Origin of the sequence: Paenarthrobacter histidinolovorans (assembly GCF_014647595.1) — a bacterium.
GTDB classification, from domain to species: Bacteria; Actinomycetota; Actinomycetes; order Actinomycetales; family Micrococcaceae; genus Arthrobacter; species Arthrobacter histidinolovorans.
In genome coordinates this window covers 34020-58926 of the sequence record NZ_BMPM01000007.1, presented here as the reverse complement: position 1 = coordinate 58926, position 24907 = coordinate 34020, and the positions used below count along the sequence as shown (strand labels likewise).

23 protein-coding genes, 1 tRNA gene and 1 riboswitch are annotated in these 24907 nt (G+C 63.5%); of the genes, 9 read left to right on the top strand and 15 right to left on the bottom strand.

The annotated features are described in order from the left end of the window. Positions 1-38: 38 nt before the first annotated feature. Both IEY62_RS16020 and IEY62_RS16015 read right to left on the bottom strand, forming a co-directional pair. Entirely contained in the window at positions 39-830 is a 792-nt protein-coding gene (locus IEY62_RS16020) for an NlpC/P60 family protein (RefSeq protein WP_189019635.1), read from the bottom strand. A gap of 3 nt (positions 831-833) precedes the next feature. Further along, positions 834-1001, bottom strand: a riboswitch (cyclic di-AMP (ydaO/yuaA leader). A 174-nt stretch (positions 1002-1175) separates the two neighbouring features. Continuing rightward, a complete protein-coding gene (locus IEY62_RS16015; protein WP_189019632.1) occupies positions 1176-1826 on the bottom strand; it encodes a copper resistance CopC family protein in 651 nt (216 codons plus the stop codon). A 114-nt stretch (positions 1827-1940) separates the two neighbouring features. Between IEY62_RS16015 and IEY62_RS16010 the strand changes: the two genes are divergently transcribed. From IEY62_RS16010 to IEY62_RS15990, 5 genes are all read left to right on the top strand, one after another. Further along, a complete protein-coding gene (locus tag IEY62_RS16010; protein WP_018780279.1) occupies positions 1941-3383 on the top strand; it encodes an NCS2 family permease in 1443 nt (480 codons plus the stop codon). 73 nt (positions 3384-3456) lie between these two features. After that, positions 3457-4404 (top strand): formimidoylglutamase, encoded by a 948-nt coding sequence (gene hutG, locus IEY62_RS16005; protein ID WP_189019630.1) that lies wholly within the window; start codon positions 3457-3459, stop codon positions 4402-4404. Between the two features lie 62 nt (positions 4405-4466). Continuing rightward, positions 4467-4928 (top strand): hypothetical protein, encoded by a 462-nt coding sequence (locus IEY62_RS16000; protein ID WP_189019628.1) that lies wholly within the window; start codon positions 4467-4469, stop codon positions 4926-4928. Positions 4929-5012: 84 nt separating this feature from the next. Continuing rightward, positions 5013-5086 (top strand) — tRNA-Cys (locus IEY62_RS15995). Positions 5087-5277: 191 nt separating this feature from the next. Next, complete coding sequence (locus IEY62_RS15990) at positions 5278-5499, top strand: hypothetical protein (RefSeq protein ID WP_018780282.1); 222 nt, start codon at positions 5278-5280, stop codon at positions 5497-5499. Positions 5500-5681: 182 nt separating this feature from the next. Here IEY62_RS15990 and IEY62_RS15985 read toward each other — a convergent pair whose 3' ends face one another. From IEY62_RS15985 to IEY62_RS15975, 3 genes are all read right to left on the bottom strand, one after another. Beyond that, the gene (locus tag IEY62_RS15985; protein ID WP_189019626.1) at positions 5682-5930 is read right to left on the bottom strand and encodes a hypothetical protein; all 249 of its coding nucleotides are present in this window, start codon (positions 5928-5930) and stop codon (positions 5682-5684) included. Between the two features lie 199 nt (positions 5931-6129). Beyond that, entirely contained in the window at positions 6130-7722 is a 1593-nt protein-coding gene (gene hutH, locus IEY62_RS15980; RefSeq protein ID WP_189019624.1) for a histidine ammonia-lyase, read from the bottom strand. 9 nt (positions 7723-7731) lie between these two features. After that, positions 7732-9459 (bottom strand): urocanate hydratase, encoded by a 1728-nt coding sequence (locus tag IEY62_RS15975; protein WP_189019622.1) that lies wholly within the window; start codon positions 9457-9459, stop codon positions 7732-7734. 162 nt (positions 9460-9621) lie between these two features. Between IEY62_RS15975 and IEY62_RS15970 the strand changes: the two genes are divergently transcribed. Next, positions 9622-10065, top strand: a complete 444-nt coding sequence (locus IEY62_RS15970) for an SRPBCC family protein (RefSeq protein ID WP_189019620.1) — start codon at positions 9622-9624, stop codon at positions 10063-10065. Positions 10066-10083: 18 nt separating this feature from the next. Here IEY62_RS15970 and IEY62_RS15965 read toward each other — a convergent pair whose 3' ends face one another. Together IEY62_RS15965 and IEY62_RS15960 are read right to left on the bottom strand one after the other, a co-directional pair. After that, a complete protein-coding gene (locus IEY62_RS15965; RefSeq protein WP_189019618.1) occupies positions 10084-10893 on the bottom strand; it encodes an IclR family transcriptional regulator in 810 nt (269 codons plus the stop codon). Between the two features lie 184 nt (positions 10894-11077). Beyond that, the gene (locus IEY62_RS15960) at positions 11078-13132 is read right to left on the bottom strand and encodes an ALF repeat-containing protein (protein WP_189019616.1); all 2055 of its coding nucleotides are present in this window, start codon (positions 13130-13132) and stop codon (positions 11078-11080) included. 260 nt (positions 13133-13392) lie between these two features. Between IEY62_RS15960 and IEY62_RS15955 the strand changes: the two genes are divergently transcribed. After that, a complete protein-coding gene (locus tag IEY62_RS15955; RefSeq protein WP_189019614.1) occupies positions 13393-14829 on the top strand; it encodes an amino acid permease in 1437 nt (478 codons plus the stop codon). A gap of 59 nt (positions 14830-14888) precedes the next feature. Here IEY62_RS15955 and IEY62_RS15950 read toward each other — a convergent pair whose 3' ends face one another. From IEY62_RS15950 to IEY62_RS15940, 3 genes are all read right to left on the bottom strand, one after another. Then, positions 14889-15392, bottom strand: a complete 504-nt coding sequence (locus IEY62_RS15950) for a hypothetical protein (RefSeq protein ID WP_189019612.1) — start codon at positions 15390-15392, stop codon at positions 14889-14891. Between the two features lie 164 nt (positions 15393-15556). After that, the gene (locus IEY62_RS15945) at positions 15557-16306 is read right to left on the bottom strand and encodes a 3-hydroxybutyrate dehydrogenase (RefSeq protein WP_189019610.1); all 750 of its coding nucleotides are present in this window, start codon (positions 16304-16306) and stop codon (positions 15557-15559) included. A 4-nt stretch (positions 16307-16310) separates the two neighbouring features. Next, a complete protein-coding gene (locus tag IEY62_RS15940; protein ID WP_189019608.1) occupies positions 16311-17699 on the bottom strand; it encodes an MFS transporter in 1389 nt (462 codons plus the stop codon). 137 nt (positions 17700-17836) lie between these two features. Between IEY62_RS15940 and IEY62_RS15935 the strand changes: the two genes are divergently transcribed. Continuing rightward, positions 17837-18733: a LysR family transcriptional regulator gene (locus IEY62_RS15935; RefSeq protein WP_189019606.1), complete on the top strand. Its 897-nt coding sequence runs from the start codon at positions 17837-17839 to the stop codon at positions 18731-18733. A gap of 329 nt (positions 18734-19062) precedes the next feature. Continuing rightward, on the top strand, positions 19063-19926 hold the full coding sequence (locus IEY62_RS15930) for an Ltp family lipoprotein (protein WP_229785377.1): 864 nt from the start codon (positions 19063-19065) through the stop codon (positions 19924-19926). A 74-nt stretch (positions 19927-20000) separates the two neighbouring features. Here the strand turns inward: IEY62_RS15930 and IEY62_RS15925 are convergent, their stop codons facing one another. The 5 genes from IEY62_RS15925 to IEY62_RS15905 are packed head-to-tail and all read right to left on the bottom strand — an operon-like array spanning position 20001 to position 24878. Continuing rightward, positions 20001-20870: an ABC transporter ATP-binding protein gene (locus IEY62_RS15925; protein ID WP_189019604.1), complete on the bottom strand. Its 870-nt coding sequence runs from the start codon at positions 20868-20870 to the stop codon at positions 20001-20003. Then, positions 20867-21955: a FecCD family ABC transporter permease gene (locus IEY62_RS15920; RefSeq protein ID WP_189019601.1), complete on the bottom strand. Its 1089-nt coding sequence runs from the start codon at positions 21953-21955 to the stop codon at positions 20867-20869. Before IEY62_RS15920 ends, IEY62_RS15925 begins: the two co-directional genes overlap by 4 nt. Continuing rightward, positions 21952-23046 (bottom strand): iron chelate uptake ABC transporter family permease subunit, encoded by a 1095-nt coding sequence (locus IEY62_RS15915; RefSeq protein ID WP_189019599.1) that lies wholly within the window; start codon positions 23044-23046, stop codon positions 21952-21954. Before IEY62_RS15915 ends, IEY62_RS15920 begins: the two co-directional genes overlap by 4 nt. After that, entirely contained in the window at positions 23047-23928 is an 882-nt protein-coding gene (locus IEY62_RS15910) for a siderophore-interacting protein (RefSeq protein WP_189019597.1), read from the bottom strand. Then, positions 23925-24878, bottom strand: coding sequence for an ABC transporter substrate-binding protein (locus IEY62_RS15905; protein WP_229785375.1), 954 nt, complete (start codon positions 24876-24878; stop codon positions 23925-23927). The genes IEY62_RS15910 and IEY62_RS15905 overlap by 4 nt, the downstream gene beginning before the upstream one ends. Between the last annotated feature and the right edge of the window lie 29 nt (positions 24879-24907).

The following is a 24907-nucleotide window of genomic DNA, read 5'->3' as shown; positions in this document are numbered from 1 at the left end:
CTTCGAAGACACCGGCCTTTTGCGTTGAAGCGTGAGGCTTATGCGCCAGCGCGTACGTACGTGATGGGACCAGTAGCGGTCAACCAGCTGATCGGGTGGATGCCCGTCTGGTTGCCGTTGATGCCACCGCTGATTGCCTGGCCGTTGCCGATGTAGATGGCAACGTGGCCGGACTGGACGATCATGTCGCCCGGCTGCGGGTCGCTGACAACCTTGCCGTAGTTCATGAACTGCATGGGAGCGAGGTCGCCTACCGGAATGCCGGCGGAGCCGAGGGCCCGCTCAACCATGGCGGTGCAGTCCTGCATGATGCCGATCTGGGCGTAAGCCGAGGCAACCATGGCAGCGTTGACGCCACCGGCAGCAGGAGCAGCAGCTACCGGAGCTGCAGCGGGGGCAACAGCGGCCGGAGCTGCAACTGCGGCCTGGGCGGCTACGGGAGCCGTGGCAGCGGAAGCGGTAACGGCGGCCGGCTTGGCGACGGGGGCTTCAACTACAGGAGCCGGCTTTTCGATGACCGGGGCTGCAACGGAAGCAACAGCCGGACGCTCGAAGTTGACCGTAGCCGTAGCAAGAGCGGTAACAACCTTGGTGGGAGCCTCGGAAGCGGTCTCGGCGACCGTGGCGGGGCTGGAGTCGCGCTGGATCGGAGCCTCTGCAGCGTGTGCAGCGACGGAGCCGGTCAGAACGAGTCCGGAAGCTGCTGCGATAACGGCTGCCTGGCGGCCAGCGCCGGAAGCGTTGCTGGCAACTGCCTTGGAGATGGAGATGAACGGATTAGGACGTACGCTGTCCGCCTTACGACGGCCGCGAAGAATGCGTGAAGACATGAAAGAGCCTCTCCCGATGCCTGCGAGGTTAGCTGTCGGATTCGGATGGGAGTCACCCGGCCACTATCCCCCGCTGTTCAGCGGAAGCTTCGTGACTTCACCCCAAGGCACGCTCGAAAGCGGCCCAAAATGGGTTCCCCGTCTCTGCCGTAGGTTTGTCTGCGAACGGATTCCGGACTGCGGCAGAGCTAGGCAATCAGGCCGGAAGTGCCCGCTACGTGGAACAGGCACAGGTACTACCGTACGCGATGATCTCGCCGAAGTCACATTTAAGTAACGAGAACTGCCGCCTTGGCGTGTCGCGGTAACCGAACCGAGATATTCGCAGCTACGTAGAAAAGCCCGCTATTCCGCGGATTCCCGGCCGTTTTCGTCATCCGATCCGGCAAGTTTCCTGCGGGCAGTAACGGCAAGGAAAATCACGAGAGCCACGGCAACAACCGCAATGACAACAATGCTCCATGGGAACGGCTGGGACGCATCCGCTGCGGGTTCACTGCCGACTGTTCCCGGAGGCGCCGTGCCTGCGGACGGCACCGTTCCCGAGGTCGCCGAAGCAGACGCCGAAGGCGCCGCGGAGCCGCTTGCCGCCGCAGAGCCACTTGCCGCCGTTGTGCTTCCTGCTGTTGCCGTGAACTTGAAGGTGCCCTCGATGGGGTGCGAATCGGAGCTCACAACGCGCCAGACAACGGTGTACTCCCCCGCCGGCGCGCCGGGCCGGAGCTTCTGCACAGCCTGGCTGTCGATGATTTCCACCGGTCCGTCTGCCCAATTCTCGCCACCGGAGGTCACGGAGACGCCCGATCCAATGGCCAGGGGACGGTTGTTGAACGTAATGGAGACCGACGCCGGCACTTCAGCCACGGTGGCACCGTTCGCCGGCGCTGTGGATTCGGCGACGTCGTGCGCGGACGCCGGAGCCGCGGAAAACAGCAGGGCAGACGCGAAGGCAAGGGCGGCGACGACGGCGGCCAGAAGCGGGCGGATGGTACGCATGGGGCGGTTTCTCCTAGTGTTGGCTTCCTTACAGACTAGGGGAATGGTCCGAAGCTCCCACATTCAACGGCATAGGATTTGAGAGCACACTCCCCCCAATACCCGGAGACCGTCATGCTTAAACAAGGTTCTGCAGTGGACCGCTATTTCAAGATTTCCGAACGTGGCTCCACGTACTCAAGGGAAATCCGCGGCGGCTTCGCGACATTCTTCGCCATGAGCTACATCGTTGTGCTGAACCCGTTGATCCTTTCGGGGGCGGACTCAAGTGGAGCTTCCCTGGGCTTTACCGCCGTGGCAGCCACCACGGCCTTCGTAGCGGGCATCCTGACCATCCTCATGGGCGCCTGGGCCAAGCACCCCTTCGCGGTGGCCACCGGGCTGGGCGTCAATGCGTTCGTCGCAGTGACCGTGGCCTCGCACCCGCAGCTGACCTGGCCGGACATGATGGGCCTGGTTGTCCTGTCCGGCGTCACGATGCTCATCCTGGTGCTCACCGGTTTCCGGACCGCCGTCTTCAAAGCTGTCCCGGAGGCGTTGAAGACGGCGATCGTGGTGGGTATCGGTTTGTTCATTGCCCTGATCGGTCTGGTCAATGCCGGATTCGTCCGGCGCATCCCGGACGCTGCAGGCACGACGGTTCCGCTGGGCCTCGGTGTTGACGGCAAGCTCATGGGCTGGCCCACCCTGGTGTTCGCCGTGGGCCTGATCCTGACCATTGCATTGGTGGTCCGCAAGGTCCGTGGTGCGATCCTGATCGGCATCGTGGTTTCTACCGCCTTGGCAGCGATCCTTGAGTTCACCCTCCACATCGGCCCCAGCTTTGACGGCAAGAACGTCAATCCCCGCGGCTGGTCACTTGTAGCTCCCACCTTGTCGGAATGGGGCGCTCCGGATCTGTCCCTGATCGGCAAGGCCAATCCGTTCGGCGCGTTCGAACACCTCGGCTTCATCGCCGCCGCGCTGCTGGCCTTCGTGATCCTGCTGAGCATCTTCTTCGACGCCATGGGCACCATGGTGGGCCTGGCCAACGAAGCCGGAACGGTGGACAAGGACGGCAACATCCCCAACGTTGACCGCGTCCTGCAGGTGGATGCCCTCGGCGCGATCGTGGGTGGCGGTGCCTCGGTTTCCTCCAACCAGATTTTCGTGGAGTCCGGCGCTGGCATCGGCGAAGGCGCACGCACGGGCCTCGCCTCGATCGTCACTGGCGTTCTCTTCCTCATTGCCATGTTCTTCACACCACTGATCAACCTGGTGCCGTTCGAAGCCGTAGCCCCCGCCCTGGTGGTGGTGGGCTTCATGATGGTCTCCCAGGTGGGCAAGATCGATTGGCAGGACTGGGGAGTCGGGATTCCGGCGTTCCTGACCATCGCCCTGATGCCTTTCACGTACTCCATCGCCAACGGCCTGGGCGCAGGGTTCATCTCCTTCGTGCTGATCCGCACATTCCAGGGCCGTGCCCGCGAAGTCCACCCCTTGATGTGGGCTGTGGCCGCGGCGTTCCTGCTGTTCTTTGGCATCGGAACCGTTGAGGAACTCCTGGGCGTCAAGTAAGCATTCCGGTATTTCAGACACCCCGGACCCGGAACCGCTGGTATTGGCAGTCCGGGTCCGGTCTGCTTTAAGCATGGAAACAAGCGTCACCACCGTAGATGTCAGCCCCACGCCATGGACCGGCCGCCTTGACGGCGACGGCGTCGCCCACCGCCGGTGGTGGCAGGCCATCACCGCACACACGCCCGCAGCGGCCAACGCTGCCTCGCGTCCCGCCGTCGTGCTTGGCTTTTGCAGTGACGCCGGCGTCCGCCGCAACAAGGGCCGTGTTGGCGCCGCGGCTGCTCCGGCCGCCATCCGTTCGGCGCTGGGTCCGCTGGCGTACCACCTGGACCGGGACGTGTTCGACGCCGGCGATGTGGTTGTGGAGGACGACTCACTGGAAGCGGGCCAGGAGCGCGCCGGCCGCGCCATTTCTGAATTGCTCGACGCCGGAAACCTCACCGTGGTGCTGGGCGGCGGCCACGAGACCGCGTTTGCCAGCTACCTGGGCGTCGCAGGCTCGGATGTGGTCAAGGGCAAGCGGCTGGGCGTGCTGAACCTTGACGCCCACTTCGACCTGCGGGATGAGCCCACGCCGAGCTCGGGCACGCCGTTCCTTCAGATGGCCCGGGCGGAAGCCGCCGCCGGGCGCGAACTGCAGTACGCCGTCGTCGGAATTTCCGAGCCGAACAACACCCGGACCCTTTTTGACACCGCCCAACGACTGGGCGTGAAGTACTTGCTCGACGAACGCTGCTCACCGGAGGCCGTGGAGGTGTTCGTCGCGGACTTCCTGGCCGGGGTGGACGTGCTCTACCTGACGATCGACCTCGACGTCATGCCGGCTTCGGTGGCGCCCGGGGTGAGCGCACCTGCGGCCTATGGCGTGCCGCTGCCCGTGATCAGCGCGGTCTGCCGGCAGGTTGCCGCAAGCGGGAAGTTGCTGCACGTGGACGTCGCCGAGTTGAACCCGGAATTCGATATTGATTCCCGGACTGCCAAGGTCGCTGCCCGGCTGGTGAACACCCTCCTGGGATAGTCGCCCCAGCCCCTTTTCCCACCGGCGTCCGCCGCTTAGCCTGTGTGGAGGGAAGGATGGCGATGCACGTAGTTAATGTGCAGGACAAGTGGGCCTGGGTATCCGGGCTGCTGGCCGTCGGCCTGGGGCTGGTGGCCCACATGGTGGCTGGCGGCAGCGCTCCGGCCCTTCCGGTTCTCCTTGCCTTCGCGGCGCTGTGCTGCCTTGCGGCCCAACTCCTGGCCCGCTGGGTCCACGGGCCTTTGATCCTGCTGCTGATATCCGGAGTGGCGCAGCAACTGCTGCACTTCGGGTTCGCCGCATTTGGCGGTTACTACCCTGGCAGCGGGTGGGTGGAGCACCTTCACGGCGTCGGGCAGAGTCCTGGCGATGCGCCGGCGGCAGCAGCTTCAAGCGGGGGTTCGCCGCACATCATGCTCTACACCCACATGGCCGCCGCCATCCTGACTCTTGTGGTTGCTGCCGGGGTAACGGGACTACTCAAACGCGCGTCATTGACGGCAACCAAGGGCAACACTGCGTAGCCGGACGAAAGGCTGCGTCGCCCGGCGAAAGCCTGGGCAACGAATGTTGGGCAGGCTTGGTCGAGCCCTTTAGTGTCGACTGCACGTGGTGTACCCAAGAGGCCAGGGAGCTGCCTGCAAAGCAGCGCACGCGGGTTCGAATCCCGCCACCACGTCCAATCGGGCTCCTGGGATCGTCCGCGAGGTGGCAGTAAATGCCAGTGTTTTGTCCAAACATTGGCATTAACTGCCAACTCGCCGCACGTGAGACCCAGCTCACTCCGTTGCCAGTCATCTTACAAATATTCGGCAAGCACCGACTATGATTGATGGGTCGCCCTCGCATGCGGCACGTAATAGGAGGCCCCCAATGACCCCTGCAATGACTGCAGAACGCGAAATTCGCCTGTCCTTTTCCAGGGCCGACGAAATCCACGACGGACTCGAGCAAGCCGTGGATGCATTGATCAAGAACGCAGCGGCAGACGCCAACTGCGGCATTCTGGTGACCAGGCACGAGCCCGGCACCTACACCGTGGCGCTGGACGAATCCGTTCCCTTCGGTCAGACCCACGAAGTACTCGCTGCCTGATTGCCACCCCTGACGGCATCACCGGCAGCGACACCAAAAGCCGGGGCCCGTTCCCTTCCGCATCTACTACCCGCGGAAGGGAACGAGCCCCGGCTTCTGTTTAAGCTCCCCCACCCAACTGAGTCGCAGCTGAGGTCGTTCCCAGCGCTGGGAACGACCTCAGCTGCGACTCAGTTGGGCATTCAGGCGCGGCGGAGAACCACGCCGTCGGACTTCATGAACAATTCCTTGCCCTCTTCGGTAACGCCGGGCCCTGAATGCTCAAGCCACACGACGTTTCCGCTGCTGGAAACTTCTTCAACCCGACCGGCTGCGATGACGTGGGCGTACTTGACCACTTCCACCGTGTCGCCGGCTTTCAGCATCTTCCAATCGGAAACCATAGCCGAGTGAGCGTTTCGCCTGGACAGGACTGCTCCGCGTGCCTTCATTGAACTTCTACCCCTTTGTGGATGTTCTCTGTTGTGTATTGAGTTGTGTGAACGGTTGCCCGTCAAGCCCACGACATCTTCGGCGTGGACGTGACGTACACCATAAGTTCTACTACATTTGCCACGCCCCGGTGCCTGCGTTGCGAACAAACACCGGGGCGTGACAAATCTGCCCATCAAATGAGCGTCTTATTCGTCGTCAGGCCAAAATCCCGACGGCGGATTCGGCGGCCGCACGGACCGCGCCGGAGCCAACCAAACGGTCAGCCGCTTCGAGTTCGGGCGACAGGAACCGGTCGGCTCCCGGTCCCTGGACCACTTCGCGAAGCACCTCAAGCACTGCCGTACCGGCAGGACCCGGAGTGAGTTCGCCGTCGGACAGCTGCGTACGCATGTCAATGGCGCGGGCGCTGGTGACGAGTTCGACGGCGAGCACCCGGCGCAGGTTCTCCACGGCCTTGCGCAGCTTCCGGGCTGCATGCCAGCCCATGGACACGTGGTCTTCCTGCATGGCGGAGCTCGGGATGGAGTCCACCGACGCCGGAACGGCCAGGCGCTTGTTGTCCGAGACCAGTCCGGCCTGCGTGTACTGGGCGATCATCAGGCCGGAGTCCACCCCGGGGTCTCCGGCGAGGAAGGCCGGCAGGCCGTGCGAACGGGCAGGGTCCAGCATGCGGTCCGTGCGGCGCTCGGCGATTGAGCTGAGGTCCGCAACGGCGATGGCCAGGAAGTCCAGGACATAAGCCACGGGGGCGCCGTGGAAGTTGCCGTTGGAGGTGACGCGACCATCGGGCAGGACCACAGGGTTGTCGATCGCAGCGGCGAGTTCGCGGGACGCTACCAGCGCGGCGTGGTCCACGGTGTCGCGGACAGCGCCGGCAACCTGCGGAGCACAACGCAGCGAGTAGGCGTCCTGCACCTTGGTGTCGTTGATCCGGTGGGAAGCAACGATCGGTGAGTTCGACAGTACGCGGAGCATGTTGTCGGCGCTGGCGGCCTGGCCCGGGTGCGGGCGGAGCGCTGCGTGAAGCTCCGGCAGGAACACCTGATCGGTGCCGAGCAGGGCCTCGACGCTGAGCGCGGCGGTGACGTCCGCCGTCGCGAGCAACAGACGGATGTCTGCGATGGCCATCAGCAGCATGCCGAGCATGCCTTCGGTGCCGTTGACGAGGGCCAGGCCCTCCTTTTCGGCCAGCGTGACGGGCTCGATGCCGTGCTGGGCCAGGAGCTCAGCGACAGGCGGCTTGCCAGCGGTTCCGTACAGTTCGCCGTCGGGACCGGTTGCTTCGCCTTCACCCATGAGGACCAGTGCGCAGTGTGACAGCGGTGCGAGGTCGCCTGAGCAACCCAGCGAGCCGAACTCGCGGACCAGCGGCGTGATGCCTGCGTTGAGGACGTCCACCATGGTCTGCAGGACCACGGGGCGGACGCCGGTGCGACCGGAGGCCAGGGTCTTGGCGCGGAGGAACATGATGCCGCGGACCACTTCGCGTTCCACGGCCGGGCCCATGCCGGCAGCGTGGCTGCGGATCAGCGACTTCTGCAGCTGGGTGCGGAGGTCGTTGGGGATGTGGCGGTTGGCGAGTGCGCCGAAGCCCGTGGAAATGCCGTACGCGGGGACGTCGCTGGTGGCGAGGTTATCGATGTGGGCGCGGACCTTGGCCACGTTGTCCAGGGCTTCCTGGGAGATGGTCACCTTGGCGTCGTGGCGTGCGACGGCGACGACGTCTTCCGGGGTTACGCCACTGGAGCCGAGGGTGACGGTCAGGGGTTCGTGGGTAGTGATAGTCACTTTTATTGCCTACTTCTCGTTCATGGGGATGCGGACGCCGCGTTCGTTGGCGACCTCGAGAGCACGGTCGTAGCCGGCGTCGACGTGGCGGATGACGCCCATGCCGGGGTCATTGGTCAACAGCCGTTCGAGCTTCTCCGCGGCCAGGTCAGTACCGTCAGCGACCGAAACCTGCCCGGCGTGCAGGGACCGGCCAATACCAACACCGCCACCGTGATGGATCGACACCCACGTAGCACCGGAAGAGGTGTTGATCAGGGCGTTCAGCAACGGCCAGTCAGCAATAGCGTCGGAACCATCAGCCATGGACTCGGTCTCCCGGTACGGGGACGCCACCGAACCCGAGTCCAGGTGGTCACGACCAATCACGATCGGGGCCTTGACCTTGCCCTCCTTGACCAACTGGTTGAACAACAACCCGGCCTTGGCGCGCTCGCCGTACCCAAGCCAGCAAATACGTGCCGGCAGGCCCTCGAACTCCACCCGCTCCTGCGCCGCGTCAATCCACTTATGCAGATGCTTGTTCTCCGGGAACAACTCCTTGATCGCCTCATCCGTGACCCGGATATCCTCCGGGTCACCCGAGAGCGCAACCCAACGGAACGGGCCAAGTCCCTCGCAGAACAGCGGACGAATATACGCCGGAACGAAACCCGGGAACTCAAACGCCCGGTCATAACCGCCCTTGCGTGCCTCATCACGGATCGAGTTGCCGTAATCAAACACCTCAGCACCGGCGTCCTGGAACTCCACCATGGCCTGCACGTGACGGGCCATCGAAGCCTGGGCCTTCTTGGTGAACCCTTCCGGATCCGCCTCGGCCTCGGTGTGCCACTCAGCCACGGTGATGCCCTCGGGCAGGTAGGACAACGGGTCATGCGCACTGGTCTGGTCCGTGACCACATCAAAAGTGATCTCCCCGGCCTTGTGACGGCGGAGCAGCTCGGGGAACACCTCGGCGGCGTTGCCCACGTAACCTACCGACCAGCCGCGACGCTCGTCCTTGGCCTTCTGGACCTTCGCGATCGCAGCATCGAGATCCGTTTCGACCTCGTCCAAGTACCGCTTACCCGCACGACGACGCAGCCGGGTCTCATCCACATCCACGATCAAGCACGCGCCATCATTCAACGTCACGGCCAACGGCTGCGCGCCGCCCATGCCACCACAGCCACCGGTCAGCGTCAGCGTCCCGGCCAGCGGTCCTTCGGTGGAACCCTCCTCGGCGGGGGCCGGGTGCCGACCCTCCGCTTTGAGCTTGTTCCCGACCGCAGCAAACGTCTCATACGTGCCCTGCAGGATGCCCTGCGTGCCGATGTAAATCCACGACCCAGCCGTCATCTGGCCGTACATCATCAAACCCTCAGCCTCGAGCCGGCGGAACTCAGGCCACGTCGCCCAATCCCCCACCAGGTTCGAGTTCGCCAACAACACCCGCGGAGCCCACTCATGAGTGCGGAACACACCCACCGGCTTGCCCGACTGAACCAACAGAGTCTCGTCCTTCTCCATGGTCTCCAACGTCCGGGTAATCGCATCAAACGCAGCCCATGACCGGACAGCACGGCCCGTGCCACCGTAAACAACCAAGTCATCCGGACGCTCAGCAACCTCCGGATCCAGGTTGTTCATCAACATGCGCAACGGCGCCTCGGTCTGCCACGACTTGGCAGTAAGCTCAGTACCCCGCGCGGCCTTGACCGGACGGGCACCAGAAGTGAAATCGGCGGGTGCCATGGTGACTCCTTCGTCTGTGGGAAGTGTGTGGTGAAAAGATCTTCTGCTTCTACTAAAGCCCCTTTATCAAGCGGCCGGAACGGCTTTTTGCAGGGTGCTGTCCGGTATCGCAGACATGCGGGGCCTCTCGCTTTCGCGCCGGAATGCGCGCATGCTGGACCCATGGCAACGTATCGAGTGTCCACCTTGGTCGCCGCGCCGCCGGAGCGGGTTTTCGACACCTGGACGGATCCGGACCGGTTCACGGAGTGGATCGGCGGTGTCACCCGCGTGACCGATCGCGTCGGCTCCGCCGCCCAAGCCGGCAGCAGCTACACGGTGTGGTTCGGCCGGATGGCCAGCCCGACGGAAGTCATCTCGGCAGAACGGCCCCGGCACCTGCGCACGCGGTTTGGCAACGCGATCCTCAAAGGGGAATCGGATGTCACGTTCACCCCGGAAGGTGACGGCACGCGCATCCAGCAGCTGTTCGAGACACGCGGTTTTGTGGCCACGGTGGTCGGACGACTCTTTGCCATGGGATCGTACCGGGGCAGTTTCCGGGGCGAGCTGGAGACATTCCGCGCCATGGTTGAACGCGATAATCCCGGAGCGGGCAGCGGGTAGCGGCGCGCTTAGGGTGCGTCAGCCCGCCGTCGGACGACCGTGGATCCGTACGGACAGTTCGTCCGCAGCTTTCCTGATGCGGGCAGCCAGTACCGGCCATTGCTCAGCGGGCACTTTGTCCTCCAGGAACGTGACGGCGACTGCCGCCGTCGGCCATCCAACGTGGTCCGTCACGGCGACGGCGATCGAACCGAACCCCGGGGTGATTTCCCCGTTTTCCGTGGCGTAGCCGCGCTGCCGCACCTGGTCCAAATGGGACGACAGAGCGGAGTACTTCATGATGGGGAACTCGACGTCATGCCTGGATGTGAAGGCGGCAGCGTTCGGGTACAGGGCGCGGACCTGCGACTTTGGCAGGGCAGCGAGGATCGCCCGGCCCGACGCCGTGAGGTGGCTGGGAAGGCGAACCCCGACGTCGGTCACCAGGCTTGGGCGGTTCTTGGCGCGTTCTTCCACGATGTAGAGGACGTCGCGGCCGTGGAGCACAGCCAAGTGGGCGCTCTCGCCGATCACGTCAACCAGCGAGGCCAGCATGGGTCGGCCCAACCGGGACAATGGCTCCTGCCGCGAATACGCGGAGCTGAGTTCGAAGGCACTGATGCCCAGTCCGTAGCGCTGTTCCTCGTGCAGGTGAAGGACGAAGCCGTTGGCCTCCATCACGCCAAGCAGGTGGTAAACGCTGGACCGCGGCAGGCCCAGTGCCGTCGCGATGTTCGACGCCGCCATCGGCCCCCGGCGCGACGCCAACAGTTTCAGGATGCGCAAGGTGTTTTCGGCAGCAGGGACTTTGGACGTGGCCTTGCCGGGCGCAGGTGGCGTGGTGGTCATGGTTCCTCGATGCTGGGGGATCTTGAGGGCTACCAAACCATACTGTCCGGTATCCCGTACTCAAGCGTGCATCTTTCGAAAGCCAATGACCAGCACCGGGCCACCGGGAGTGTCCGGAATACCGGACACTCCGACGTTGTTTCAGACCGACCCGGGCCGTTGCCGGCCAAACCTAGGCCGGGGTTTAGGCCGGAGATGCACCCTTGCGGCGCAACAGGAACGTGATGGCACCGGCCGCTGCCAAGACCAGCGCCACGATAAGGCCAATGGTCCAGCCACTCATGCCGGCAGCAGAGGCAGCCATCGGTGCAGCGGCCTCTTGGGACTCTGAATCCACCGACGCGGACTCCTTGGCAGCTGACGCTGCCGGCGGCACGGAAATGCTCGGTGCGGCCGAAGGCGTTGCTGCGGGCTTTTCCGCGGCTTCCGGCTCTGTTCTGGTTTCGGCCAGCCCGACGGCGGGAGCGTACTCGCGCGGCCAGGGAATAACGATCGGGGCTACCCCGGCGCCGGACTGCTGCGATCCGTCAACGCTGCCGGCAGCAACCTGCCCACCAGCGGCGGCGGCCTGGCGGGCAGCTTCTGCCGCCGCTTCTGCCTGGCGTGCCGCCTCCGTTTGACGTGCGGCTTCAGCGGCCTTGGCAGCGTCGGCGGCCTTGCCTGCGTCGACGGCTGCTGTATCCGCCAAGCCGGCAAGCTCGGCGATCATGGCATCGATCGAGGCAACGTGGGCAGCGGTTGTTTTGTCCCGATCGGCGGCTGCGGCCTGGCCTGCGGTCATGAAGGCCTCGAGATCTGCACGGCTGCCATCAAGAGCAACGCTCGCGGCCGCACGAACCTCCGGCGTCGAATCCAACGCGTAACTGGTCTGGATGCGATTATCCAGGTTTCGGGCTTGGTCATAGCCGTATTCGAGGAAGTAGCGTGTATCCGGGTGACTCCAGGACTTTCCGGCTATCGAGGCAGCCTTGCGAACGTATTCGCCGCCCGTAGCGTGGAGCTGGGCAACGCGCTGCCTCTCGTTGACCATGACGGTGCCATCCAACTTTTCTGCAGCATCGCGCCCGACGGTGATGAAGTCCTTGATCGCGGCGTCGCCACCCAGCAGGGCAGCCTCCGCGGCCTTCCGAACCTCCGGGGTACCTACCAGCGCAAGGTCCAAAGTGGCCTGGCGTGCTTCGGTGGTCAGGGTGTTGAAGTCGGCATCGGGAGCCGTCAGGGCTGCCAGAAGACCGGGCACTTCTTTGGCAGCCTTGGCAAAGGCTTCCCGTAGTGGCTTCTCAGTGATCATGCTTGCGCCGTCGATAACAGCACGTGGGAGTGCCTGGGCGGACTGGAACTTCCATTCGGCCGTCAAACGGGCCGAGTCTGCTTTTTTCGCAGCTGATGTCGCGTTTTTGGCTTTCTCCACGGCAAACCTGGCGCGATCAGCAACAGCTGCGGCGCCGTTGGGGTTGGCTCCGATATCGGCCTTGACCTGCTGGAGCAGCCCTGACACTGTCGTCAACTCAGCGTCGTGACCGGCAACCACGAACTGGCCGTAGCGAAGAAAGTCGGCCACCACATCCCCGTTTTCGGTTTTCAGCGCGGCCTCCGCAGCGGCAGAGACTGAAGGGTTCTCGGAAGCCAACACGGCATAAGCCGCCATGCGGTCCGTCATCCAGACCTTGGCGCGCCAGCCCTTAAGGACAAAATCCTCAATAGCCCCATCGCCCTTGTCCAGGCTCTCGGACGCGGCGCGTTCAACATGGACATTGCCGTACTCCTGAAAGAACGTAGCAGCGACTCTGAGGTCAGCCTTCCACGTCTCGGCCCAGCCCGTGGCGAGGAATGCATCGATCTTCTCAGGATTGTTCGCGGCCAAGGCGTCCGCAGCCGACGACCTCACACGCGCACTTCCCCGCGTCGTCAGTTCGGTAACCAGCTGCTTGCGGTCCGCCGCCAGCGCGACGTCCTGTCCGGCGTCGAGGAATGCCTGAAGCGCGTCCGCGCCGCCCACCAGGGCTGCAGCGGCGGCGGTGCGTGTTGCAGGACCGCCAGTCTTCCAGAGCTCAACAACGCCAGCGGTGTCACTTACCCGCTCCACGAACGGCACGGGAGCCTGCGACGCACTCGGAACCTCAAAATTCGGAACGTCATACGCCTGTGCGGGCGCGGCAAAGAGCAGGGTAGCCCCTGCTGCCAAGGCAACAACGGCAGCCGCCCAACGGCGTCGCGTAGCGCGGATTACGGAAATCATGAGTCCCCCAAGTAACAGATGCAAGAGTCAGCACAGAGTTCAAAGGGGGCGACGCGTAATGCGAGGGATGCCTGACCGTGTTGAAGAGCTGTCCGCGGTCATCCTATCCGACCGGGAACTATGACTTTTACCACCATCCATATGGCCGTAAGCGGAGTGTCTGCGATCAAAGACACCAAAGCCCCGTGAGTCCGATCACAAGGCTGCCAAAAGTGATCTGCTGGATAGCGATCCCCTCCCAAAGACGAGAAGGTTTTACTATGCAACAAACCAAGCTGGCCGCGGAGAGCTCTGTCCTCCAAGCCGCGGGTACGGCGCTCAGCCGAGGCCTCAACGTCCGCCACATCCGCTTCATGGCACTCGGATCGGCGATCGGCACGGGCCTGTTCTACGGCTCGGCGTCGGCCATCCAAAAAGCCGGCCCGGCCGTTCTGTTGGCCTACATCATCGGCGGCGCCGCCGTCTTCATGGTGATGCGCGGCCTCGGCGAAATGGCCGTGCGACACCCCGTGTCCGGTTCCTTCGGCCAATACGCCAGCCGCTACCTGGGCCCCTTCGCCGGTTTCGTGACCGGGTGGACCTATGTTTTCGAAATGGCAATCGTGGCCATCGCAGACGTCACGGCCTTCAGTATCTACATGGGCTTCTGGTTCCCGCAGGTGGACAGATGGATCTGGGTGCTCGCGATCATCCTGTTCCTGGGCGCCATGAACCTGCTCAGCGTGAAGGTGTTCGGCGAGCTTGAGTTCTGGTTCTCGCTGATCAAGGTTGTGGCGATTATCGCCATGATCGTGGGCGGTGCGGCAATCGTCGTGTTCGGCTTCCAAACGGGCGACGGCGGTGGCGTGGCACCGGGACTGGGGAACCTCGTCAACCACGGCGGTTTGTTCCCGAACGGCTTCGAGGGGCTCCTGGCCGCGTTCGCCGTCGTGATGTTTGCGTTTGGCGGGATCGAAACGATTGGCATCACCGCTGGCGAAGCCGCAGACCCCAAAAAGGTCATCCCGCAGGCCGTCAACACTGTGCCCGTACGTGTGCTCCTGTTCTACGTGCTGACTTTGGGCGTGCTGATGAGCATCTTCCCGTGGAACGAGATCGGCAGCAGCGGCAGCCCGTTTGTGCAGATTTTCGACGGACTGGGCATTCCGGCCGCTCCGCACATTCTGAACGCGGTGGTCATTACGGCCGCGCTCTCTGCGATCAACAGCGACATCTTTGGGGCCGGGCGCATCCTGTTCGGTCTGGCGCAGCAGGGCCACGCGCCAAAGAGCTTCAGCAAGATCTCCCGCCACGGCGTTCCGTGGATGACCGTGGTGATGATGGGCTGCATCCTGCTGGTTGGCGTGGTTTTGAACGCCGTCATTCCGGAAGACGTGTTCGTGCTCATTGCCTCGATCGCCACGTTTGCCACGGTGTGGGTCTGGGTGATGATCCTGGTTTCGCATGTCGCCATGAAGCGGGAGATCAAGCGCAAGGGCCTGCCGGCGTCGGAATTCGGGTCGCCGCTGTGGCCTGCCGCGTCCATCCTGACCATGGCGTTCATGGCGATGGTGATCGTGATCCTGGGGGTCTTCGAGGACACACGGGTTGCGTTGTACGTGGGCGGAACCTGGCTGGTCCTGCTGTTCGTGGCCTACAAATTGTGGGTCCGCGGTGGTGGCCTGCGTCGGGCCGAGCTGGTGGACGAGACCGCCTGATTCCCTGCGCCGATGTGACAGCTAATGCCAATATTCTCGCGGAACATTGGCATTACCTGTCACCTCGCGGAGGGAGCGAGGGAGAGCTGCTCTTCCAACTGCTCCATGGCCTCGGGAAAGCCGGCGATGTCAATGGTGCCCCGTGTTGTGTTCAGCTGGCTCGAGCGGACACCCCGGCCAAGCAAGCGCGCATCATTCGGGTGCGGGTCCCGAAAATCGGGCTCGGCCCTCCCGCTGACCAGGAAAGTGAAGAGCCTTTCCTGCGAAGGATTGTTCGGATCCGTTCTGACAAAGTCCACAGCTGGTGCCCGGAAGGACACCAGCCCGCGCTCCCACCCCACCCATCGACCGTTTTCCTGTGGCTCCCGGCAACGGATCCAACACTCCAGGTTTCCGCGTCGCAGCATGCGATGGAAGCGCAGCTCCGCGAAGAGAGCGTCCAAATACAGCACGGCGTAAGAACCAAAGACACCAACAACAGCAGTGATAACGGCCCAGTACAGCGGGGCCCCGGTGATCACAAGCATCACCGTGAACGCTGTCACGGCCGCAAGGTTGATCACGGTCGCGACTGTCCTACTGGAACGCAAAGACCTCACTTTAGCCATGCGGACACTCTAAAGTGCCAGCGGGTTGGTTCCCGCCGATGTGACAGCTAATGCCAATATTCTCGCGGAACATTGGCATTACCTGTCACCTCGCGGAGGGAGCGAGCGGGGCCCGCCCGCTACCGGGCCGACCAGCCGCCGTCCATGGTGTAGCTCGCACCGGTGACCATGCCGGCGTCGTCGGAGGCCATCCAGGCGGCCAACGACGCAACTTCCTCGGGCTCCACCAGCCGCTTCACCGCCGACTCCGTGAGCATCACTTTGGCCAGGACCTCGGCCTCGGGGATGCCGTGGAGTCGGGCTTGGTCGGCTATCTGGCGTTCCACCAACGGTGTCCGGACGTACCCGGGATTGATGCAGTTGGAGGTGACCCCGCGCTCGCCGCCCTCCAAAGCGGTGACCTTGCTGAGTCCCTCAAGACCGTGCTTGGCAGACACGTAGGCGCTCTTGTAAGCAGATGCCCGCAACCCGTGGACCGACGAGATGTTGATGATCCGGCCGAACCCATTGGCGTACATGTGCGGGAGAGCGGCCCGGATCAGGAGGAACGGCGCCTCCAGCATCAGGGCCAGGATCCGCCGGAACTCTGCGGGTTCGAACTCCTCGATCGGCGCGACCTTCTGGATGCCTGCGTTGTTGATCAGGATGTCGCAGTCGAGGCTGAGGGCGCCCAGCGCCTCAGTATCCAGCAGGTCCACTGTCCAGGCCGTGCCGCCGAGCTCATCGGCGAGGGCCGCAGCGCCGGAGGCATCGACGTCGGCCACTACTACTTTCGCACCACGGGCGGCCAGCGCCCGGGCGCAAGCAGCCCCGATGCCGCTCGCACCTCCCGTCACCAGTGCTTTGCGTCCGTTCAAGGAGTTGTCCATGGAGCTAGCCTTTCGAAGTAGATGAAGTGGCCAGCCCGTGGCGGATGGCATCCGCCTCGTCCACCTCTTGGAGCGCGATGCCCTTGGTTTCCTTGAGCGAGATAACCGCGACGGCGGTGATCGCGCAGGCGACCACGAGGTAGATCGCTGTGGGAACCCAGGAGCCGGTGTCCTTGAGCCACTGGGTGGCCAGCAGCGGCGCGAGTGAGCCGGCGAAGATCGACGTGACCTGCGAGCCGAGCGAGACACCGGAGTAGCGCATGCGCGTTGGGAAGAGCTCGGACATGATGGCCGGCTGACCGGCGTACATGAAGGCGTGCAGGCAGAGGCCGATGGTCACGGCAAGGACGATGACCACTGCGTTCTTGGTGTCGAACATGGGGAAGGCGAAGAACGGCCAGGTTGCTCCGGTGATGGCACCGATGAGGTAGACAGGCTTACGGCCCCACGAATCCACCAGCCGGCCGATCTGCGGAATGATCAGGAAGTGGATGACGTGGGCGATCAGGAGGGCCAGCAGGAGCGAGGACGTGTCGTACTTGTGAACACTCTTGAGGTAGACGATCGCGAAGCTCACCACGAGGTAGTACATGATGTTCTCTGCGAAGCGGAGGCCCATGGCCTGGAGAATGCCTTTGGGGTACTTGCGGATGACTTCGCCAACGCCGTAGCTGATGGCTTTGGACTCCTCCACCTGTGCCTTGGCTTCGAGGAAGATCGGGGCTTCCGTGACGTGGGTGCGGATGTAGTAGCCCACGAACACGATCACTGCCGAGAGCCAGAACGCGACGCGCCAACCCCAGCCGAGGAAGGCTTCGCTGCTCAGAGTGGTGGACATGACGAACAGGACCAGCGTGGCCAGGAGATTGCCCACCGGTACTGCCGCCTGCGGCCACGAGGACCAGAAGCCGCGCGATTTGTTGGGGCTGTGCTCAGCCACGAGAAGGACAGCGCCGCCCCATTCGCCGCCGAGCGCGAAGCCCTGGATGAAGCGGAGCGCCACCAGCATCGCCGGTGCCCAGTACCCGATGTCCATGAAACCGGGGAGGCAGCCCATCAGGAACGTCGAGACGCCGACGATCACGATGGTCAGCTGCAGCGTGGGCTTGCGGCCGAGCTTGTCGCCGATCTGACCGAACACGATCCCGCCCAGCGGCCGGGCGACGAAGCCCACCGCGTAGGTAATGAAGGCCTGGATGATGCCGTCCAGTTCGTTGCCCGTGCTCGGGAAGAAGTACTTGCCGAAAACCAACGTGGCGGCGGTGGCGTACAGGAAGAACTCGTACCACTCCACCACGGTGCCCACCATCGAGGCCGCGACGATCTTCTTCAGGCCGGAGCCTTTGCCGGCGTCTTTCCCGGCTTTTGATGCGGAGCGCTGCTCTACGCTCATATCCATCTCCTCAGTGTCCTCTTTGACCCTTTTGAACGTGATGTGATCCACAACACGAAATGCTCCACTGAGTATTGCTGCAGATTTGTTATGTCTCAATGACCAATAAGGCACCTTAGGTGTGCAGAATTGCAGATATGAATCCCAACCCGGATGACCTCCTCATCTTCCTTGCCGTCTCACGTTCAGGAAAATTTACGACGGCGGCCCAAGCCTTGGGACTGAACCACACCACGGTTTCGCGCAGGATAGCGGCGCTGGAGAAGGCACTCGGCGGCAGGGTCCTCGCGCGTGCCGCCGGTGGGTGGGAAGTGACGGAGTTGGGTGCCGAAGCCGTACTCGTCGCAGAGCGGATCGAAGCTGCGGTGAGTGCCCTGGGACCCAGTGATCGCGCACCCGACCCGATTACCGGCGTCGTACGAATGACCGCGACTGACGGATTCAGCGCCTATATCGCTGCGCCGGCGGTGGCCCGCTTGAGGAGGGAGCATCCCGGACTCAGCGTCGAGATCGTGACGGTGACGCGTCGGGCGTTGCAGCAGCGCTCCGGTCTGGACATCGAGGTGGTGGTCGGGACGCCGCAGGTGCACAGGGCCGAAGCGATCCGGCTCGGCGAGTACCGGCTGGGGATGTACGCGTCGCGCGCGTACCTGGCGGACCACGGGATGCCGTCCAGCATTGAGGAACTGACGCAGCATCAGCTGGTCTATTTCGTGGATTCCATGCTTCAGGTGGATGACCTGGACGCACCCCGAAGGCTGGTCCCGACCATGCGCGACGGTCTGAGCTCAACCAACGTGTTCGTCCATGTTGAGGCCACCCGGGCAGGGGCAGGGATCGGGTTTCTGCCGTGCTTCATGGCCGATCGGCACTCGGATTTGGTGCGGCTCCTGCCCTCAGACTTCGCGGAGCTGCTCCCCTACTGGATGGTCCTCCGCCCGGACTCCATGCGCCGCCCCGCGGTAGCCGCCGTCGTGCAGGCCTTACGGGAGGAGACGGAGCAGCGGCGGGAGGAACTGCTGGGGGCGAAGTGAGCTATCCGCCCGCGGGACGGGCCGTGAAGGCCAGGGTTCCATTTCGTCGGACAACGTGTAACATCCCCCTACGGGCATCGACGCCCGTGACGCTTTTTGGGGGGAAGTGATCACGATTCCAGCAAACAAACGGTGCAGGTTTCCGGCGCTTGCGGTCGATGCTGCATCCTCAATAGGCGTCCTATCACCGCACCCACTCCGCACGCTTCGCATCGCACGTCGGTCAGGTGTCCTATGAAGGGACTCTCATGAGCCAAAACCCCTATCCCACCGCTTATCCTCCACCCCAGGCCTACGGACAACCACCGCAAAGCAACAAGTCCTTCCTCGTGACATGGTTGCTATCCCTTCTCCTTGGCGTCTTTGGCGTGGACCGGTTCTATCTGGGCAAGGTAGGAACCGGCCTCCTCAAACTGTTTACCATCGGTGGCTTAGGCATATGGGCCCTCATAGATCTCATCCTGGTTCTGGCGAACCAAACGCGCGACAAGCAAGGTCTGCCGCTCGAGGGGTACCAGAAGCACAAGAAAGTGGCCCTAATAGTCACGGGCGTGGTCGTTCTCTTGAGTATCATTTTCAACGCAACCCGCGTTGGCTCCGGCCCAACAGCAGCCCCAAATGTATCCAGCACCAAAGCCGCATCCTCGGCATCGGCATCGGCTTCGGCATCTGCTTCGGCATCTGCTTCGGCTTCCGTGGACTCAACAGCTGAGAAGGAGGCGCAAGCCTCCGCAAAAGCGAAGGCGGACGCAGAATTGAAGGCAAAGGCTGATGCGGATGCTGCAGCAAAAGCCCAGACAGAGGCTGCGGCCAAAGCCGAAGCGGAGGCCTCCGCGAAGGCTAAAGCAGATGCAGACGCAGCTGCAAAGGCTGCGGCGGACGCTGCAGCAAAAGCTGCCGCTGGAACAGTCAGCCAACAAAACGCCCTGCGAAAAGCAAACAGCTACCTCGACTTCACAGCGTTCTCCTACCCGGGTCTTATCAAGCAACTTGAGTTTGAGAAGTATTCAACAGAGGATGCGACGTGGGCCGCAGACCATGTTAAGGCCGATTGGAACCAGCAGGCAGCCAAGAAGGCTAAGAGTTACTTGGAGTTCAGCTCATTCTCACGTGCAGGCTTGATCGATCAACTGCTGTTCGAAGGCTTCACTCCTGAGCAGGCGGAATACGGAGTGAGCCAGACGGGCCTATAGCAGGTTCGCCTAAGTGGCAGTTAATGGCAATGATCAGTGGCAGCATTGTCATTAACTGCCACCTCGCGGGGAGCTCAGGACCCCAGGGGGATCACCAGCGGCGTGTGGCTCACGGGGTCGTCGATCACGATGCACGGCAGGCCGAACACGTCCTCCACCAGCTCGGCGGTGACCACATCTGCGGGCCGGCCCTCGGCGACCACTGCCCCGTCCTTCATCGCAATCAGGTGCGTGGCGTAGCGGCATGCGTGGTTGAGATCGTGGAGCACGGCCACCAGGGTGTTTCCTTCACCGTTGAGGCGCCGGAAGAGTTCCAGCAACTCAATTTGGTGCGCAATATCCAGGAACGTGGTGGGCTCGTCCAACAGGAGCAACGGGGTCTGCTGGGCGAGGACCATGGCCACCCACACACGTTGCCGCTGCCCGCCGGAGAGTTCATCCACCAAACGCCCGGACAGCGACGTTACGTTGGTGGCCTCCAACGCAGCAACTACTGCGGCTTCATCGGATTCAGACCACTGACGCAGCAACTTCTGGTGGGGATAGCGCCCACGGGCTACGAGGTCGGCCACCGTGATTCCGTCGGGCGCAATGGAGGTTTGCGGCAGCAACCCCAAGCGGCGGGCCACTTCCTTGGCGCCGTACGACGAGATACTCTTGCCATCCAAAAGCACCGACCCGGACGTAGGCTCCAGCAGCCTCGACAGCGCCCGCAACAACGTCGATTTGCCGCAGGCGTTGGGGCCCACGATCACCGTGAACCCGCCGTCCGGAATACGCACGTCAAGCCCCTCGGACACCGTGCGCCCGGCGTAGCCAAGGCTCACGTTCTCGGCGCTGAGCCGCGCGCCGGAGGGCCGGGCGGAATCCGGCCTCGAAAGGGCCGCAGAACCCGGTTCAACCAACACATCAGTCACAGCAATCTCCTTTAATTCTTCGCTCATTGCCGCTTCACTTCACGGGCCAGGAGCCATACGAGGTAGCAGCCGCCGATGCTGACGGTCACCACGCCCACGGGCAGTTGGATGGGCGCGAAAAGGTTCTGCGCCACGATGTCGCTGGCCACCAAAAGAAACGCACCCATGGCGGCTGAAGGAACCATGCCCACGGACGCGGACCGGGTGAGGCGGCGCGCCAATTGCGGGGCAGCCAAAGAAACAAAGGCGATCGGCCCGGCAGCGGCGGTGACCATCGCGGTCAACGCCACGCCCACCACTGCGAGGACCAGCCGCGAACCCTCCAGCCGAACGCCCAAGGCGCGGGCGGCGTCGTCGCCCATCTCCAAAAGCCCCAACCGCCTGCCGTAAAAGACAAGCACCGCCAACAACACGGCAAAGACGCCCACCACGGGCGGGACCTGCTCCCAGGTGACCTTGTTCAGGGACCCGGCACCCCACACGGCTGCAGACATGGCCTGCTCCAGCGAAGCTTTGAGAATGAGCCAGGTATTCACCGACGCCAGCATGGCGCTCACGGCGATGCCGGCGATGATGAGCCGGAAACCCTGGATGCCTTTCTTGTAGGCGAACAGGTACACCAGCGCTGCAGTCACCAATCCGCCCACCAAAGCACCGGCCGACACCGCAAAGTAGCCGCCGCCCATCAGCAGGATGACCACCAGCGCGCCGGTATAGGCGCCGGTGTTGAAGCCGATCACGTCGGGACTTCCCAGCGCGTTCCGGGTCAGCGACTGGAAGATCGCCCCGCTGACCCCCATGGCCGCCCCCAATAACAGGGCCAGGAGGACGCGGGGCAATCTCCACTCCACCACCACCATGTGCACGGCGCCGCTGGACTTTCCAAGCAGCGCAGAAACAACGTCCGGTACCGCAATGCTGAACTCACCCAGGCCAAGGGCGACGACGGCGAGCGCCAGGGCGGCGGCAAACAGGACGGCGGTGACAACAAGGGTCCGGACGTCGAGGCGGAAGGAGACCCGTCCGCCAAAGCGCCGGATGGAGAGGGTTCGCCGGCCGAAGTCGATATTCTTCGCACGATCAAGGGAATCCACCGTGTCAACCGTTGTCATAGCGTGCTCACTTTCCGGCGTCGGATGAGCCAGATAAGGACGGGCGCGCCAACGAACGCGGTGATGATGCCGACCTGCATTTCACCGGGGCGGAGAACAAGGCGCCCCACGATGTCGGACACCAGGAGCAGCACGGGCGAGAGCACCAGCGTGTAGCCAAGGATCCACCGCTGGTCTGGCCCAACGATCCAGCGGGAAACGTGCGGAATCATGAGGCCCACGAAACCGATGGGCCCGGACGCTGCGGTGGCAGCGCCGCAGAGCAGGGTCACCGCGATGATGGTCCAGATCCGGGTGCGCACGATGTTGGCACCGAGCGACCGGGCCGTGTCGTCGCCCATCGCCACGGCATTCAGGGGCCGGGCCATGGCCAGGGCAATGAGCGTGCCCACGAGAATGAACGGCGCCACGGTGGTGACAATGTCCCACGTACGGTTGCTCAAGGTGCCGGCGCTCCAACTGCGCATACTGTCGAAGACGGCCGGGCGAAGCAGGGTGATGCCGGACGAGACCCCGCCGAGGACAGCGCCCAAGGCAACTCCGGCAAGGGTGAGACGGAGCGGCGTCGCCCCACCCCTTCCCCGGGACCCGATGAAGTACACCGCCACGGTAGCCACTACGGCGCCGGCGAACGAGAACCAGATGTATTCCTGGATGCTCGTGACACCGAAGAGCGCAACGCCCAGGACCACGAAGAAGCCTGCACCAGCATTGACGCCCAGGATGCCGGGGTCCGCCAACGGGTTGCGCGTCAAGGCCTGGATCAGCGCCCCGGACAGGCCGAGCGCTACGCCGACGACCACACCCGTGACGGTCCTGGGCAGGCGGAGGTCGTGGATGATCACGTGTTCCGGCGAGCCGTCGTAAGCGGTGATGGCGGGCCAGAGGCTGCCAAGGTCCACGTCTTTGGAGCCCACCACCAGGCTCAGCCAGAGGACCAGTGCCAACGCAGCTATTGCGGCGAGCAATCCCAGCAGCCGGTACCGGTTCACGGCCATCAGGCCCGCCGGGCGTGCATCAGGGCTGGAAACCGGCGCCGCGTCCTGCACTTCGGTTACGACAGAACGCGGCGCCATGGTCCCGGACGCCATTCAGAGGCCCAGCAATTCGAATTTTGCGTCCTGCAGGTCCACGATTTCCTCGCGATCGCGCTTCCCGTCGGACCAAAGTTCGTCGAACCAGCGGCGGGTTTCGGCGTCGAGGTTTTCCCAACGCTCGTCCCAGGCTTCGCTCTTGTCGGTCCAGTAGCCGATCAGCTTGTAGGACCCGGGAGTGAGCTTCTTTTCCTGCCGAAGGTACTTGCGGATCCCGCGCAGCACCTTGGTTTCGCCTGCCACCCAGATGTAGCCGACCCCTCCGGGCAGTTCCATCGACCGCAGGACCTCGCCAAGCCGGGACTGGCTGTGGCCGTTCCCGCCGTAGATCCAGGCCACTTCGGTTCCGGCGCCAAGATGCAGCTCCTGCTGGTGTGTGGAATCTTCGACTTCGATCAGGACCCGGGTGCGGACACCCGGCGGCGTCTGCTCCACGAGTCGCGCAACCGCCGGAAGTCCAGTGGCGTCGGCCAGCAGGATCTGCCATTGCAGTTCGGCCGGCGGTTCGTACAGTCCAGTGGGCGAGTTAAGCCCGACGACGTCACCCACCTGGGCGCGCTGCGCCCAGGAAGCCGCCAATCCGCCGTCGTGAACCACGAAGTCGATGTCCACGGTGCCTGCGGCATTATCCACGGACCGGACCGTGTACGTCCGCATGGCGGACGGTTCCACACCATCGACCCAGTCCCAGGAGTCCCCGGTGGAGATGGGCAGCCGGGCCTCGCGGGCACCAGGATCGGGAAGGAACACGCGCAGGTATTCGTCGCCGATTCCAGTGGTGTCAAAGCCGGCCAGGCAGGGTCCACCGAACGTTATCCGGACCATTCCCGGTGTCACAAGGCGAGTGGAAATGACCTCGGCCCGGTAAATGCTCATCATGACAGGAGCGCCTTTTCGAACTTCTCCAGGAGGGCGTACTGGCCACTGGGCGAGCCGTAGATCATTTCGAGGTCGTACGTGTGGATCTGCTTGTTGGCCACGAAAGGCAGTGAGGTCCACAGCTTGTTGTTGGCCAGCGGAGCGAAGGCATCCGGGTTGGCGCCGTCCTTCTCGGGAACCTCGGTGGTGATGGCGACGTCGATTCCCTTGAGCTGCTCCAGCTGTTCGGCGCTGAGTTTGGTTCCCTCGCCATCAGCCAAGGGTGAGACCTGCAGGCCGAGGTCCTTGATCACCAGGCAAGGCGTTCCGTAGCAGCTGACCGAAACCTGATCCTGGTAGTAGTCCACGGGACCTACCACCAGCTTGTCCTGGCCTGCCTCGGCCAGGCGCTTCTTTACGTCGTCAACCTTGGCCTGGTACTTATCCATCCATGCCTGGTACTGCCCGGTCTTGTCGAAGGCCTCGGCCACAGCTTTGAACTTGGTGCGCCAATCGCTGCCATCGAAACCGTTGAAGGTATAGGTGGGAGCGATGTCGGAGAGCTTGCCGTCGAGCTCCTTGTCGTAACCCAGGCCGTTCAGGATCACGTCGGGCTGGGCTTTCAGGATGGCCTCAAAGTTGAACTCCGGGTAGTTGGTGAAGGGAGTGATCCCCTTCAGGGCTTCCTGGTCAAAGAATGACGGAAAGCCCGAGTAGCCGCTGTCACGAATGGGCTGCTGGCTCGCGAGGGGAATGTCGAGGGTGATGAGCATGTCCAGGTCCGTGGTGTACATGCCCAGCGCTTTCCTGGGCTCGGCTGGAATGTTCACTTCCTTGACCTCACTGGTGACAGTGCGGGTCTCCGATTTTGTATTGGCGCTCGCATCGCTGGTTGCGCAACCAGTCAGGAGCAGAGCGGCGGATGCCATTGCCGCGATGGCGGCTGACATGGTTTTCGGGCGTGAAATCACGGCGGTCCTCTTTGGTTCTCAGGGGAGAC